Source organism: Geobacillus sp. B4113_201601, assembly GCF_001587475.1.
Lineage (GTDB): Bacteria > Bacillota > Bacilli > Bacillales > Anoxybacillaceae > Geobacillus > Geobacillus icigianus.
This window is the reverse complement of sequence record NZ_LQYX01000020.1, coordinates 1-13,632: the sequence shown is the minus strand read 5'-3', so window position 1 is coordinate 13,632 and position 13,632 is coordinate 1. Positions and strand designations below refer to the sequence as shown.

Genomic DNA, 13,632 nt, shown 5'->3' with positions numbered 1-13,632 from the left:
AACGGTATTGGGCAGTGGTGCTGTTCGCCTGCGTATACAGCATCGCGGAATCTCAACAAGACCTCTCTTCCGGCCTAGAGCTTCTTCGTTCTCGGAAAGGGCACAGCGTCGTCGAGTTCATCTACGATGCCGCGAAGCAAGAGATTCCCATTGATGTGATCAAAAAACAGCTCCATGTCGCCTAAGGGGTCCCCTGTTTGTCTCTTAGGGAATGGAAATTACTGTAATGAAAAATGCTCATCTACAGTAAAAACGAAGAAATAAAGCAAAACGATGCTTTATTCCTTCGTTTTTTTATTGATTATTGTTCGGTTAGCTGTTTCTCCATGTCGGATAGTGATATGTCTAAATTATCCTTTTCTCCTTTCTCATGGTGGCGCTTAACTTTATTTTGTTTTTCATCAACGATCAATTTCCCTTCAGGAGAGGATAAAAATCGCGCCATGCCAAAACCCCCACCGCCAACCGATGGCGATGGGGGAAACGTCAATAAATCGGTGTGTTGTCTTTGTTCATGTTTTCCAAAATTGCTTTGACGCGGGCGAGGAAGCGGCCGCAAATGAGGCCGTCCAAGACGCGGTGGTCAAGCGACAAGCATAAGTTGACCATGTCGCGGATGGCGATCATGCCGTTTTTGACGACCGGGCGTTTGACGATCGTTTCGACTTGCAAAATGGCCGCTTGCGGGTAGTTGATAATGCCCATCGACTGCACGGAGCCGAACGCGCCGGTGTTGTTGACGGTGAACGTGCCGCCTTGCATGTCTTCCGGACGAAGTTGGCCGGCGCGCGTTTTCGCCGCTAGTTCGGCGATTTCGCGGGCGATGCCTTTGATCGTTTTTTCGTCGGCGTGCTTGATGACGGGAACGAACAACGCATCGTCGGTCGCGACGGCGATCGAGATGTTGATGTCTTTGCGCTGAATGATTTTATCGCCGGCCCAAACGGAGTTCAGCTGCGGGAATTCTTTCAGCGCTTGGGCGACCGCTTTGACGAAGAAGGCGAAATACGTCAAATTGAAGCCTTCACGCCGCTTGAACTCGTCTTTGATCGCATCGCGGTAGGCGACAAGGTCGGTGACATCGACTTCGACCATCGTCCACGCGTGCGGCGCTTCGTGTTTGCTGCGGAGCATGTTGGCGGCGATCGCTTTGCGCACCGGGGTGACCGGAATTTCGATGTCGCCCGCTCCCGCTTCGATCGTTGGCGGCGCTGGCTTCGGCGGCGCGGTTTGTGCGGCCGCTCCAGCCGTTTGAACGGTTGCGGCGGCCGGAGTCGGCTGTTCCGCTCGCGGCTCGGCTTTTGGCGCCGCTTGTTCCGCCGCCGGTGCCGATCCCGCTTTCGGAATTTGGCCAGACTCAATCAGCTTCAGCAAATCTTTGCGCGTCACGCGCCCGCCAAGGCCGGTGCCTTCGACTTGTTCGAGGTCAATGCCGTGTTCTTGCGCCAAGCGGAGCACGGCCGGGGAGTAACGGCCGTTGTTGGCCCGGCCGGCCTTTTTCGGCGCCGGTGGCTTCGCGTTGTCTTCCGCTTTCGACGTTTCTTTCGGCGCTTCGTCCGCCGGCTTCGCTTCCGAGCTTGGCGCGGCGACTTCGCCTTCGACTTCGATCGTGCAAATCGGCGCGCCGACCGGAAGCGTTTCTCCTTCGTTGGCGATCAATTCGCGAATGACGCCGGCAAACGACGACGGAATTTCCGCGCTCACTTTATCGGTGATCACTTCGGCGACCGGATCGTATTTGTTCACTTTGTCGCCCGGGGAAACGAGCCATTTGCTGATCGTGCCTTCGGTGACGCTCTCCCCGAGCTGAGGCATCGTCAATTGTTCGATGGCCACATCGATACCCTCCTATCTCTGTTGCAATGTCTTTGCCGTGACGTCCCCAGCCGCCTACGGTTGGCTTCGGGCCATTTTGGCGGGATGCACTTTGGCCGACATCCCGCGCTTTCCCGCTGCCGAAAGGCCGGAGACGCCTTTCGTTCGTCTGTTAAAACGCCGCCAGTTCACGCATCGCTTTTTCCACTTTTTCCGGGTTGACCATAAAGAACTTTTCCATCGTCGGCGCGTACGGCATCGCTGGAACGTCCGGACCGGCGAGGCGCATAATCGGCGCATCGAGGTCAAACAGGCAATGTTCCGCAATAATGGCGGCGACTTCGCTCATGACGCTGCCTTCTTTGTTGTCTTCGGTAATGAGCAGCACTTTTCCGGTTTTGCTTGCCGCTTCGATGATCGCTTCTTTATCGAGCGGGTAGACGGTGCGCAAATCGAGCAGATGAACGGAAATGCCGTCTTGGGCGACGCGTTCGGCCGCCTGCAAGGCAAAATGGACGCACAGCCCGTACGTGATGACGGTGATGTCCTCGCCTTCACGCTTGACGTCCGCCTTGCCGATCGGCAGTACATAATCATCCTCCGGCACTTCCCCTTTAATGAGGCGGTAGGCGCGTTTATGCTCGAAAAAGAGCACCGGATCTTCGTCGCGAATGGCCGCTTTGAGCAGACCTTTCACATCGTACGGCGTCGACGGCATGACGATTTTCAGCCCCGGCTGATTGGCAAAAATCGCTTCCACCGACTGCGAGTGGTACAGGGCGCCATGCACCCCACCGCCGTACGGAGCGCGGATGACGATCGGGCAGTTCCAGTCGTTGTTCGAGCGGTAGCGGATGCGCGCCGCTTCAGAAATAATTTGGTTGACTGCCGGCATGATGAAATCGGCAAACTGAATTTCAGCAATCGGACGCAGGCCGTACATCGCCGCGCCGATGCCGACGCCGACGATCGCCGATTCGGCGAGCGGCGTGTCGATGACGCGCTCTTCGCCGAACTGCTCGTACAATCCTTGCGTCGCTTTGAACACCCCGCCTTTCCGGCCGACGTCTTCCCCTAATACAAACACGCGCGGGTCGCGTTCCATTTCTTCACGAATCGCCATCGTCACGGCATCAATATAGGAAATCACAGGCATCGTCCATTCCCCCTTACTCCTCGGCATACACGTAGCGAAGCGCATGTTCCGGCTCGGCGTACGGCGCTTTTTCTGCGTAGTCGGTCGCTTCGTTTACTTGTTTCATGACGCGCGCTTGAATGTCTTCTTCCAACGCATCCGTTAAGACCCCCGTTTCTTTTAAATAGTTGGCAAACGAGACGATCGGGTCTTTGGCGCGCGCTTCGGCGAGCTCTTCTTCCGTCCGGTAGACGCGGTGGTCGTCGTCCGATGAGTGCGACGTCAGACGGTATGTCACCGCTTCGATGAGCGTCGGCCCTTCGCCGCGGCGGGCGCGGTCGGCCGCTTCCTTGACGACGCGGTACACTTCGAGCGGATCGGTGCCGTCAACCGTATAGCCCGGCATGCCGTAGCCAACGGCGCGGTCCGATACGTTTTCGCACGCCAATTGTTTGGAAATCGGCACGGAAATGGCGTACTTGTTGTTTTCGCACATGAAGATGACCGGAAGCTTGTGAACGCCGGCAAAGTTCGCCCCTTCATGGAAATCGCCTTGGTTCGACGATCCTTCGCCGAACGTGACGAAGGCGACAAAATCTTTCTTTTCCATTTTCGCCGCCAAGGCAAAGCCAACGGCGTGCGGTACTTGCGTTGTGACAGGCGAGGAGCCGGTGACGATCCGGTTTTTCTTTTGCCCGAAATGGCCCGGCATTTGCCGGCCGCCGGAGTTCGGGTCTTCCGCTTTGGCAAACGCGGCCAGCATCAATTCCGTCGGCGTCATGCCGAACGTCAACACGACGCCCATATCGCGATAGTACGGCAGGACGTAATCTTTCGTCCGGTCAAGAGCGAACGCCGCGCCGACTTGGGCCGCTTCCTGCCCTTGGCACGAGATGACGAACGGAATTTTCCCGGCGCGGTTTAACAGCCACATCCGTTCATCGAGCTTGCGGGCGAGAAGCATCGTTTCATACATTTCCAACACCGTGTCATCGCTTAATCCGAGTGCTTGATGACGGTTTTGCGCCATCGGAACAACCTCCCTTAATGAAAATCGTTTGCCAGTTCCGCCGATGAGCTTGCGAATCTTGCTTTTTCAGCCCACCCAAACGGGAGAGGGGAGCTTTTCCGCAACGGATGCCCGTCCGCCGAACGAGCAGTGAGCGGCGGTGCTTTTGCTTCTTTCCCCTCTCACGTGCGCTGGCTTGGTTCGCTGACCGCTGTCCAGCAAAAACGCGCCTTCGCAAATGACAGTTAAAGTGCAGCGCAAACGGGCGCAGCCGGTATCCTTGCAACGGCGCAGCCTTCGCAAAAATGACAGTTAAAAGTGAATCGCCCGGCCATCGACGGCCAGCGCCGCTTCCGCCAAGGCCTCTGACAGCGTCGGGTGCGGATGGATCGCATGGGCCACTTCCCACGGAGCCGCATCGAGCACGCGGGCGAGCCCGGCTTCGGAAATCAAATCGGTCACGTGCGGCCCGACCATATGGACGCCAAGCAAGTCGTCGGTGTTCCGGTCGGCGACGAATTTGACAAACCCTTCCGCCTCACCGAACACTAGCGCCTTGCCAATGGCTTGAAACGGAAATTTGCCGACTTTGACGTCATAGCCTTTCGCTTTCGCCTCTTGCTCGGTTAAACCGACCGCCGCCGCTTCCGGACGGGTGTAAATGCAGCGCGGCACCATCGTGTAATCAATCGGCGCTGGGTTGCGCCCGGCTAAATGTTCAATGGCGACGATCCCTTCATGGGCGGCGACATGGGCGAGCTGCAAGCCGCCGATGACATCGCCGATCGCGTAAATGTGCGATTCTTTCGTTTGGCCGAATTCGTTCGTTTGAATATACCCCTTCTCGACGACAATCTCGGTGTTTTCGAGGCCGATTCCTTCAATGTTCGCCTGCCGCCCGACGGAAACGAGCATTTTGTCGGCCGCGAACGTTTTCCGCTCGCCTTGATGCTCCGCTTCGATCGTGACGCCGTTTCCTTTCTTGAGCGTTTCCGGCAGCACTTTCGCTCCGGTAACGATGTGGACGCCGCGGCGGCGGAGCAGTTTTTCCATTTCTTTTGACACGTCTTCATCTTCGGTCGGCAAAATGCGGTCGGCATACTCAAGCACGGTGACATCCACGCCGAAATCGTTGAGCATCGATGCCCATTCCATGCCGATCACGCCGCCGCCGACGATCAAGATGGATGACGGGAGCGTCTCCATTTGCAGCGCTTCATCGGACGTCATCACGAATTCGCCGTCCGGCTCCAGCCCTGGCAGCGTGCGCGGACGCGAACCGGTGGCGATGACGACAAACTTCGGAACGAGCATTTCGTTTTCGCTGCCATCGTTCATTTCGACCGACACCGTCCCTGGCAGCGGGGAAAAGATCGATGGGCCGAGCAAGCGGCCAGTGCCGGCGTATACATCGATTTTCCCTTTTTTCATCAAATGCTGCACGCCTTTGTGGAGCTGCTCAACAATCGCTGCCTTGCGCGCCTGCACTTTGGCGAAATCGAGGCGCACGTCGCCGGCGATGACGCCAAACGCCGCGCCGTTTTTCGTTTGCGCGTACACTTCCGCACTGCGAAGCAGCGCTTTGGACGGAATGCAGCCAGCATGCAGACACGTGCCGCCAAGCTTCCCTTTTTCCACAACGGCCGTTTTCAACCCGAGCTGCGAGGCGCGAATGGCGGCCACATAGCCGCCCGTACCCCCGCCGAGAATGACGACATCGTATTCTCTTGCCATTTTGCCTTCCCCTTTCTGTCTGTTGCCGCCTCAACGCCGGGCCGGAACCGGCGCAGCCGCTTCACCGAGATACGTTTTTTCTTTTTCCTCGCCGCGCAAGACGCGAAGCGCCCCTTCCGCTAACGCCTGCAGCTCGTTTTCGCCCGGATGGACGATGACATCGGCGATCCATTGGACGCGGCGGGTGATCTGTTCGACAAACGATTTGCCGTACGCCAGTCCCCCGGTCAAAATGATGGCGTCGACTTTGCCGGCAAGCACGGCGCTTGCCGCCCCGATTTCTTTCGCCACTTGGTACGCCATCGCCTCATAGACGAGCTTCGCCCGTTCGTCTCCTGCTTCGATCATCGCTTCCACTTTGACGGCATCGTTCGTGCCGAGGTAGCCGACAAGCCCGCCTTGGCCGACGAGCATGCGCATCACTTCCTCACGGTAGTATTCACCCGAGAAGCATAAAGCGACCAAATCGCCGGCCGGCACCGTCCCGGCGCGCTCTGGGCTGAACGGGCCTTCGCCGTCAAGGCCGTTGTTGACATCCACTACCCTTCCTTGCTTGTGGGCGCCAACCGTAATCCCACCGCCCATATGAGCGACGATCAAGTTGAGTTCGTCATACCGTTTGCCAAGCTGGCGGGCGACGCGGCGCGCGACCGCTTTTTGGTTGAGCGCGTGGAAAATGCTGCGCCGCTCGATCAGCGGAAACCCGCTGATCCGGGCGATCGGCTCGAGTTCGTCGACGACGACCGGGTCAACAATAAACGCCGGGATATTTAACGCTGAAGCGATTTCGTGCGCCAATATGCCACCGAGGTTGGAGGCGTGCTGGCCGGAATACCCGCGCCGCAAATCGTCAAGCATCGCCTCATTGACGCGGTACGTTCCGCCTTCAATCGGGCGGAGGAGCCCGCCGCGGCCGCAGACGGCGCTCAACTTCGATAAATTGATCCCTTCTTCATCGAGCGCTTGCAAAATCGTTTGCTTGCGGAACTCATACTGGTCGGCGATCGTTTGATATCGCCGAAGCACGTCCGCCTCATGGCGGATCGTTTTTTCCAGCAATGGCCGTTCGTTTTCAAAAACGCCGATCTTCGTTGAAGTCGAACCTGGATTGATCGTTAAAATGCGAAACTTCTGCTCTTGCATCGTTGCTGTCCCTCCGTTGACCGCCGCGGGGCGGAAGCCCGCCCCTTTCCCGCCTTCAGCGAGCGCGGCGGCGGCTTAAAATATGATGGCCGTTTTGCAAAAACTGGCTGCGCGCTTTGCGCATCGTTTCAATCCGCTCTTCGGCCATCCGGTCAGCCGCCACGTACGTTGGAATGTTGTCGCGTTTGGCGATCGCGAACACTTTTTCGATGTTGTCGTAAATTTGCTCGATTTTTTTCATCGCCCGCTCGCGGTTGTAGCCGTACAGCTCATCGGCGACATTGATGACACCGCCGGCGTTGATCACATAATCCGGAGCGTACACGATCCCCATCTCATGAATGATGTCGCCGTGACGTGGCTCTTTCAGCTGGTTGTTCGCCGAGCCAGCGATCACCTTCGCTTTCAGCTGCGGAATCGTTTGGTCGTTGATAATGCCGCCGAGCGCGCACGGAGCGAAAATGTCGCACTCCACACCGTAAATGTCGTTCGGGTCGACCGCTTTCGCCCCAAATTCCTCGACCGCGCGCGCCACCGCTTCCTTGTTGATGTCGGTAACGATGAGTTTCGCTCCTTCTTCATGCAAATGGCGGCACAGATGGTAAGCGACATTGCCGACGCCTTGGACGGCGACGACTTTTCCTTCGAGCGAATCGCTGCCGAACGCTTCTTTCGCCGCCGCTTTCATCCCGCGATACACACCGTAAGCGGTGGCCGGCGACGGGTTGCCGGATGAGCCGAATTCCGGCGAAATGCCGGTGACATAGTCGGTTTCTTGATAGATGATGTCCATATCGGCGACGGTCGTGCCGACGTCTTCCGCCGTGATGTAGCGGCCGTTCAACCCTTGAATGAAGCGGCCGAACGCACGGAACATCGCCTCGTTTTTATCTTTGCGCGGGTCGCCGATGATGACCGTCTTGCCGCCGCCAAGGTTCAACCCGGCGGCCGCGTTTTTGTACGTCATGCCGCGCGCGAGGCGCAAGGCGTCTTCAAGCGCTTCTTCTTCCGAATTGTACATCCACATGCGCGTCCCGCCGAGCGCCGGGCCGAGCGTCGTGTCATGAATGGCGATGATCGCTTTCAGCCCTGACTCTTTATCTTGGCAAAACAGCACTTGCTCATAATCGTATGTTTCCATATATTTGAACAATTCCATCTCAGATGGCCTCCCTCTTTTTTATTTCGCTGCTGAACAGATGGCAAGGGCGAGCGAATACAATTTGCTTTCGGCCGAGTCGGCGCGCGATGTCAAGACGATCGGCGCCTTCGCCCCGGCGATGACGGCGCCGACGTTGGCTTTGGCAAAATAGACGAGCGACTTGTACAGCATGTTGCCGGATTCAATGTCCGGCACAAGCAAAATGTCCGCCTGTCCGGCCACATCGCTTTCAATCCGCTTATGTTTCGCTGCCGCCATCGACACCGCGTTGTCTAACGCAAGCGGCCCGTCAAGCAAACAATCGCCGATTTGCCCCCGCTTTTGCATGATCGCGAGCGCGGCGGCATCAAGCGTTGCCGGCATGGCGGGATTGACCGTCTCCACCGCTGCCAGCGCCGCGACTTTCGGGCGCTCGATGCCGATGGAACGCGCGATGATGACGGCGTTGTTCACAATTTGCACCTTTTGTTCCAAATCGGGGGCGATGTTCATCGCCGCATCGGTGACGATGACAAGCCGGTCAAACGTCGGCACGTCAAACACCGCGACATGGGACAACACCTTTCCGGTGCGCAGCCCGTACTCTTTGTTCAAGACGGCTTTCAGCAGTGTCGCTGTCGGCACATGCCCTTTCATCAACGCATCGGCCTCGTTCAAATGGACGGCGCGCACGGCCAGCTCCGCCGCTTGCCCGACCGAATTCGCATGAACGATCTCCACATCGGGAAAGCGGGCGCACCCCTTTTCCCTCAACAATCGGGCAATCCGGTCGCGATCTCCGTAAAGCACAAACCGGCCAAGGCGATGTTGTAGCGCCATCGCCACCGCCTCGATCACTTCTTCATCTTCCGCCGCCGCCACCGCCACCGTTTGGCTCTGGCGCCGGCTTGCCTCTTCGATTAACGATTCGAGCTTCATCGTCTACACCAACCTTTTTTGCCTATCGTGCTGCACGATAATCTATGCAAAAACTATGCCAACACCAAAACGATGAAAGCGCTTTAAACAAACCATTTTTCCTTCATTGGTATGTGCAACTTTTTTCTTACCATGAAAATTATTGCATGCTTTTTTTGTCAAGTCCGTATTTTTCCAACTTATAGTATAAATTGCGCACCGAAATGCCAAGCGCTCGGGCAGTCGCCGTTTTGTTGCCGCCATGGCGGCGGAGCGCCTGTTCGAGCAGCCGCGCTTCATAGCACGCCACCATTTCATCGAGCGGACGCAATTCTTCTTCGCTTTCGCCGCCGAATGAAGGAGAGGAGGACGGCGTTGTCAACGGCGGCAAATGAAGGACGTCAATCATCACCTCATGAAATTTCATGAAAATCATCGCCCGGCCAAGCACATTTTCGAGCTCCCGGACATTGCCCGGCCAATCATAGGCCAACAGCTGCGCCATCGCTTCGTCCGTCACCCCTTCGACATTGCGCCCGTAATCTTGGTTCAGTTTCTGGATCAAATGTCGGCAAAGCGCCGGAATATCTTCCTTGCGGGCACGCAGCGGCGGAATGGAAATCGGCATCCGGTTGAGCCGATAGTATAAATCTTCGCGAAACGCGCCAGCAGCGATCGCTTTTTCCAGATTGACGTTGGTCGCGGCGATGACGCGGACGTTGATCGGAATCGGCTTCGTCCCGCCGACGCGAACGATTTCTCGCTCCTGCAAAACGCGAAGCAGCTTCGCTTGCGTGCTCGCTGATAATTCACCAATTTCGTCAAGAAAAATGCTGCCGTTGTTCGCTTCTTCAAACAGCCCGCGCTTGCCGCCGCGCCGCGCCCCGGAAAACGCTCCTTCCTCGTAGCCAAACAATTCGCTTTCTAATAATGTTTCCGGAATGGCGGCGCAATTCACACGGATAAACTTGTTATACTTTCGATCGCTGGCGTTATGAATGGCGTGGGCGAACAGCTCTTTGCCGGTCCCCGATTCCCCGCGCAATAAAATCGTTGCCGGCGTTTTCGCCGCCAGCTTGGCTTGCTCAATCGCCACTTTCATTTCTTCCGACTCGCCGATAATATCGGCAAACGAATATTTCGCCTCAAGATTGCGGATAATTTGCCGCGCCCGGTTGAGCTCCGCCGTCAGCCGCTGAATTTCCGAGACATCATGGATGACGCCAACGCTTCCTTTCAAGACGCCATCGACGATAATCGGCGCGACATTGACGATGACGTCCCGATTTTTGGGGCCGACTTTCATGCGCGCTCCGCGCACCGGGCGGCGCGTTTTCAATACTTGCATATGCATGCTTTCGCCCTCGGCAATATCGGCGGTCGCCGGCTTGCCGATCACGTCTTCTTCCTTCAAACCGGTAAGCCTCGTGTAGGCCGGATTGATCAAAATGCCGTTTCCGTTCTCATCGACCACGGAAATCGCTTCTTCCGATGAATGAATGATCGCTTCAAGCATCATCCGAACTTCCTTTAAATCGGTAATTTCCTCAGCTAAGGCGACAAGTTCAGTGACGTCTTTCAATACGGCGAGCGCCCCAAACAGTTGGCCGCTGTCATCGATGATCGGCATGCGGGTCGTGATTAATTTTTTGCCATTGGGAAGCTCGACTTCTTGGTGAAACTCCGTTTGCCGGGTTTTCAGAACACGCGGCAGCCCGCTCGACGGCAAAACGGTGAGGATGTGCTTGCCAATCGCTTCCTGTTTGTCAAGCGCGAGCAACTCCGCGGCGCTTTCGTTCATATCGGTGACGTACCCATATTCATCGACAACGATCATGCCGTCATGGGACGAATGAAAGATGAGGGCGCGCCGGGCTGCTTCGCTTTTCAGCTTGGCGATCAACGCTTCTTTCTCTTCGACCAACTCCGCCATCATGCGGGCAACGGCGCTTGGGACGATGTTCACCCCGTTTGGCGCCAAGTCACGAATCTCCTCAAGCACCTCGGCTCTGCCCGTTGTTTCAATAATCAAATCGAGCGGCTCTCTCAACCACGGCCGCCAGTCGCTGGCCGCGGCGATGCCCCACTTTTTCGCCAGCTGCAGCCCCGGAGCGTTTTCATCGACATCGACGACCGCCTTCACCTCAAACCCCGACGCTTCATGAAGCAGCTTCAGCAGCGATGTTCCGCGCGCATCGGCCCCGACGATCACAACGTTCTTCATTCGCTCCACCACACTTCGCTATATGTCAATTTTTGCAGACACTTTTATCATACTTGATTTCCTCTTTCCTTGACAAATCGGGGATAACCGTTATGATAATCGATAAAGTCCATTTTGTCGGAAAGGAATGCGATCGCGATGGAGCGAATCATGGCGCTGTTGATTTTAGTCATTCCTGGCCTTGGCGCGGCGCTTGGCATTAAATGGATGCGCGATGCGTTGTTCGGCATCAGCGATCCGCCGTTCGCGCTTTTATGTCTGCAATTTTTCGCAGGATTTTTGCTGTTTGCCGCCGGACTGGCGTTTATCGGCGGATTTGTATTGCATCATGACCGAAAGCGGAACAAAGTGCAGACGCGTTTCCAGCGCCGCCGCAACACTCGTTGAGAGAGGCAAAAAAAACGCCTTACCTCTTCGGTCAAGGCGTTTCCTCCCTCCGTCGCTTTGCTTGCTGCTTTGCAAATGGCCGCCCGGATGGCCGCGCGCATCGAGTCAAGGCGTTTCCTCTTTCCATTGCTTCGCCTGTTGCGGGTAGTCGGTGAAGATGGCGTCAACGCCATAGGAAAACATCGTTTTCATCGCGTTTCGCTTATTCACCGTAAACGGGCGCACCGCCACCCCACGCTGCCGCGCTTCCGCCGCCCATTTCGCCGTGACGGTTCGATAATGAGGATGCAAGCCATCCGCTTTCATGACTCGCACATACGTCCATGGATCATGGAGCGGGTCGATCGACAAAAGCGCCGTCTCCATGTCGGGAGCCAGCTCTCGACAAAGGCGCATGCTGTTATGGTTGAACGATGACAAAATCGTCCGCTTCTCAAGCCCGTAGCGGCGCACGAGGGCAATCGTTTTTTGCTCGAGCTTTTCGTAAGCGATCAAGCTGTTTTTCAACTCGATGTTGACGGCCAGCGGAGTGGGCGCCAACCACGCCAACACTTCTTCCAAATGAGGAATGGGGCAATGACCATACCGCCCCCGCCATGTCGCCGCCGCGTTCAGCGCCCGCAGTTCGCGGTACGTCATGTCTTTCACCCAGCCGCTTCCGTCCGTCGTTCGGTCGACCGTTTCATCGTGAATGACGACCACTTCGCCGTCCTTGGTGAGCTGCACATCGAGTTCAATGCCGTCCGCTCCCACGTTTGCCGCCTCGATAAACGCCACCATCGTATTTTCCGGGTGTGTGCCTGCCGCTCCCCGATGGGCAAAAATCATAGTCATCTCCGTCTCCCTTTCCTCCATGTTGACCGCTCGACTCGTGAACAAAAACAAGCGATACAAAAGCAATTTTGACGATCATCATTAGCGTATCATGCACATACAGCTTAGAACAAGCATCTTTTTCTACGTATCCGTTTCATTCTTTTTAGACCAAATAAATTGTGTAAAAAAAAATCGTTTTATGCAGGAAATTTGCAGACCACCAGCGAATGCTTTTATAAACAAAGGAAAAGGAGGATGTTGCCTTGATGAAAAAGAAGATGGGACTGTCCGCGCTTATTATTTTTGCTATTCTTTTTTCTTTTGGCCTAGGCGCCATTGCCGCACCTAAGCTTACGCTATTGTTCAACAACAAACAGCAAAAAATCGATGTTCGGATCATCAACAACCAACCTTACGTCCCACTGTATAGCATCGTTGGTCTTTTTGGTGGAAAAGTCACGTATGAGAAAAAAACAAACCGTTATCAAGTGACTTCAAAAGATTTCAATCCTCACCCTAGTCAAGCGAAGTCATATACCGTGAACGTCATGGGCGCGTCTGGTCCAATGAAAATCACGATCAATAAGGTCACAGTCGATCCAGCATACAAATACGATCCATATTTACCGCCCATTAAAGCGGTTGTGCTCGATGTGGTTGTTGAAAATACATCATCGGCAAAAATCAGCTGGCATCCTGCTCAAGGAATTTTCGCTTTGAATACCGGAGAGCAGATCGAGGACGCGTTGTTGTATTCACAAAATGTCAGCGGTGATTTTTTAGGTCATACGGTCAAGAAAGGAAAAATCGCCCTGCCTGTTCACGGAGACTTGGAACGAGTGAGAATGGTGAAATGCTATATCCATGCTGCTTTTGATGAACAGCTACAACCAGTTGGAGAAGATTTATCCTTAGAAATTCCATTCCGCTAAATCATCTCGATAAAATTACCTGAAACGAATAGCGTCGTCCTCATCAAGCAGACAAACGGCCCGGGTTCTGGGAGGCTGGTGATGTAGGGGGACAGGTCGCTTCCCAATCTCGTTTCTTAAATAGAAAATCTTGGTCATGCCGTCTTTTGATTTGTTGTGATTTCCTACTCGTCGGCCGTTGTTTTTCACCAATCCTTCACCTTGTTGCTTAAAGATGCAGTTGCTGTATTTATCGTTCAAGTCTTGAAGAACCAAAAACGTAGACAGTTGGACCGGCCCTTAAATGGCAAATAAACCGAATGAAGAGGGTGTCCCAAAAGTGTTCGCATAGCGTTCGCTTTTCGGACACCCTCCTTTTTTTCGCAAAAAAAAATAAGA

12 protein-coding genes and 1 pseudogene are annotated in these 13,632 nt (G+C 55.3%); 3 read left to right on the top strand and 10 right to left on the bottom strand.

Features of this window, described 5'->3' with window-relative positions; translation table 11 throughout:
- Positions 1-185 (top strand): annotated as a pseudogene (locus B4113_RS03060) (IS701 family transposase); the annotation flags it as partial.
- A gap of 116 nt (positions 186-301) precedes the next feature.
- Here B4113_RS03060 and B4113_RS19830 read toward each other — a convergent pair.
- The 9 genes from B4113_RS19830 to B4113_RS03020 all read right to left on the bottom strand — a co-directional run bounded on the left by B4113_RS19830 (position 302) and on the right by B4113_RS03020 (position 11,119).
- A complete protein-coding gene (locus B4113_RS19830; RefSeq protein ID WP_156102733.1) occupies positions 302-445 on the bottom strand; it encodes a hypothetical protein in 144 nt (47 codons plus the stop codon).
- Between the two features lie 41 nt (positions 446-486).
- On the bottom strand, positions 487-1,836 hold the full coding sequence (locus tag B4113_RS03055; RefSeq protein ID WP_033019156.1) for a dihydrolipoamide acetyltransferase family protein: 1,350 nt from the start codon (positions 1,834-1,836) through the stop codon (positions 487-489).
- A gap of 151 nt (positions 1,837-1,987) precedes the next feature.
- The gene (locus B4113_RS03050) at positions 1,988-2,971 is read right to left on the bottom strand and encodes an alpha-ketoacid dehydrogenase subunit beta (RefSeq protein ID WP_021322378.1); all 984 of its coding nucleotides are present in this window, start codon (positions 2,969-2,971) and stop codon (positions 1,988-1,990) included.
- Positions 2,972-2,984: 13 nt separating this feature from the next.
- On the bottom strand, positions 2,985-3,980 hold the full coding sequence (locus tag B4113_RS03045; protein ID WP_033019157.1) for a thiamine pyrophosphate-dependent dehydrogenase E1 component subunit alpha: 996 nt from the start codon (positions 3,978-3,980) through the stop codon (positions 2,985-2,987).
- Between the two features lie 291 nt (positions 3,981-4,271).
- Complete coding sequence (gene lpdA / locus B4113_RS03040; protein WP_061912213.1) at positions 4,272-5,693, bottom strand: dihydrolipoyl dehydrogenase; 1,422 nt, start codon at positions 5,691-5,693, stop codon at positions 4,272-4,274.
- A 30-nt stretch (positions 5,694-5,723) separates the two neighbouring features.
- On the bottom strand, positions 5,724-6,836 hold the full coding sequence (gene buk, locus B4113_RS03035; protein ID WP_061912212.1) for a butyrate kinase: 1,113 nt from the start codon (positions 6,834-6,836) through the stop codon (positions 5,724-5,726).
- Positions 6,837-6,891: 55 nt separating this feature from the next.
- Positions 6,892-7,995 carry a leucine dehydrogenase gene (locus tag B4113_RS03030; protein ID WP_033009431.1) on the bottom strand — a complete coding sequence of 368 codons (1,104 nt, stop codon included), beginning with the start codon at positions 7,993-7,995 and terminating at the stop codon, positions 6,892-6,894.
- Positions 7,996-8,016: 21 nt separating this feature from the next.
- On the bottom strand, positions 8,017-8,916 hold the full coding sequence (gene yqiS / locus B4113_RS03025; protein WP_033019162.1) for a phosphate butyryltransferase: 900 nt from the start codon (positions 8,914-8,916) through the stop codon (positions 8,017-8,019).
- 139 nt (positions 8,917-9,055) lie between these two features.
- Positions 9,056-11,119, bottom strand: a complete 2,064-nt coding sequence (locus tag B4113_RS03020) for a sigma-54-dependent Fis family transcriptional regulator (protein ID WP_033019163.1) — start codon at positions 11,117-11,119, stop codon at positions 9,056-9,058.
- Between the two features lie 138 nt (positions 11,120-11,257).
- On the opposite strand from B4113_RS03020, the gene B4113_RS03015 reads away from it, so the two are divergent.
- Positions 11,258-11,506, top strand: a complete 249-nt coding sequence (locus tag B4113_RS03015; protein WP_033019165.1) for a DUF2627 domain-containing protein — start codon at positions 11,258-11,260, stop codon at positions 11,504-11,506.
- A 105-nt stretch (positions 11,507-11,611) separates the two neighbouring features.
- On the opposite strand, the gene B4113_RS03010 is transcribed toward B4113_RS03015, so the two are convergent.
- The gene (locus tag B4113_RS03010) at positions 11,612-12,340 is read right to left on the bottom strand and encodes a glycerophosphodiester phosphodiesterase (RefSeq protein ID WP_033019167.1); all 729 of its coding nucleotides are present in this window, start codon (positions 12,338-12,340) and stop codon (positions 11,612-11,614) included.
- A 245-nt stretch (positions 12,341-12,585) separates the two neighbouring features.
- On the opposite strand from B4113_RS03010, the gene B4113_RS03005 reads away from it, so the two are divergent.
- Positions 12,586-13,254, top strand: a complete 669-nt coding sequence (locus B4113_RS03005) for a hypothetical protein (RefSeq protein ID WP_033019170.1) — start codon at positions 12,586-12,588, stop codon at positions 13,252-13,254.
- Positions 13,255-13,632 lie beyond the last annotated feature (378 nt).

Bases quoted from the DNA above. Each gene is read 5' to 3' on its own strand.
- lpdA (WP_061912213.1), bottom strand. From the start codon at position 5,693: ATGGCAAGAGAATACGATGTCGTCATTCTCGGCGGGGGTACGGGCGGC.
- B4113_RS19830 (WP_156102733.1), bottom strand. From the start codon at position 445: ATGGCGCGATTTTTATCCTCTCCTGAAGGGAAATTGATCGTTGATGAA.
- B4113_RS03050 (WP_021322378.1), bottom strand. From the start codon at position 2,971: ATGCCTGTGATTTCCTATATTGATGCCGTGACGATGGCGATTCGTGAA.
- B4113_RS03030 (WP_033009431.1), bottom strand. From the start codon at position 7,995: ATGGAATTGTTCAAATATATGGAAACATACGATTATGAGCAAGTGCTG.
- B4113_RS03015 (WP_033019165.1), top strand. From the start codon at position 11,258: ATGGAGCGAATCATGGCGCTGTTGATTTTAGTCATTCCTGGCCTTGGC.
- yqiS (WP_033019162.1), bottom strand. From the start codon at position 8,916: ATGAAGCTCGAATCGTTAATCGAAGAGGCAAGCCGGCGCCAGAGCCAA.
- B4113_RS03010 (WP_033019167.1), bottom strand. From the start codon at position 12,340: ATGACTATGATTTTTGCCCATCGGGGAGCGGCAGGCACACACCCGGAA.
- buk (WP_061912212.1), bottom strand. From the start codon at position 6,836: ATGCAAGAGCAGAAGTTTCGCATTTTAACGATCAATCCAGGTTCGACT.
- B4113_RS03045 (WP_033019157.1), bottom strand. From the start codon at position 3,980: ATGGCGCAAAACCGTCATCAAGCACTCGGATTAAGCGATGACACGGTG.
- B4113_RS03020 (WP_033019163.1), bottom strand. From the start codon at position 11,119: ATGAAGAACGTTGTGATCGTCGGGGCCGATGCGCGCGGAACATCGCTG.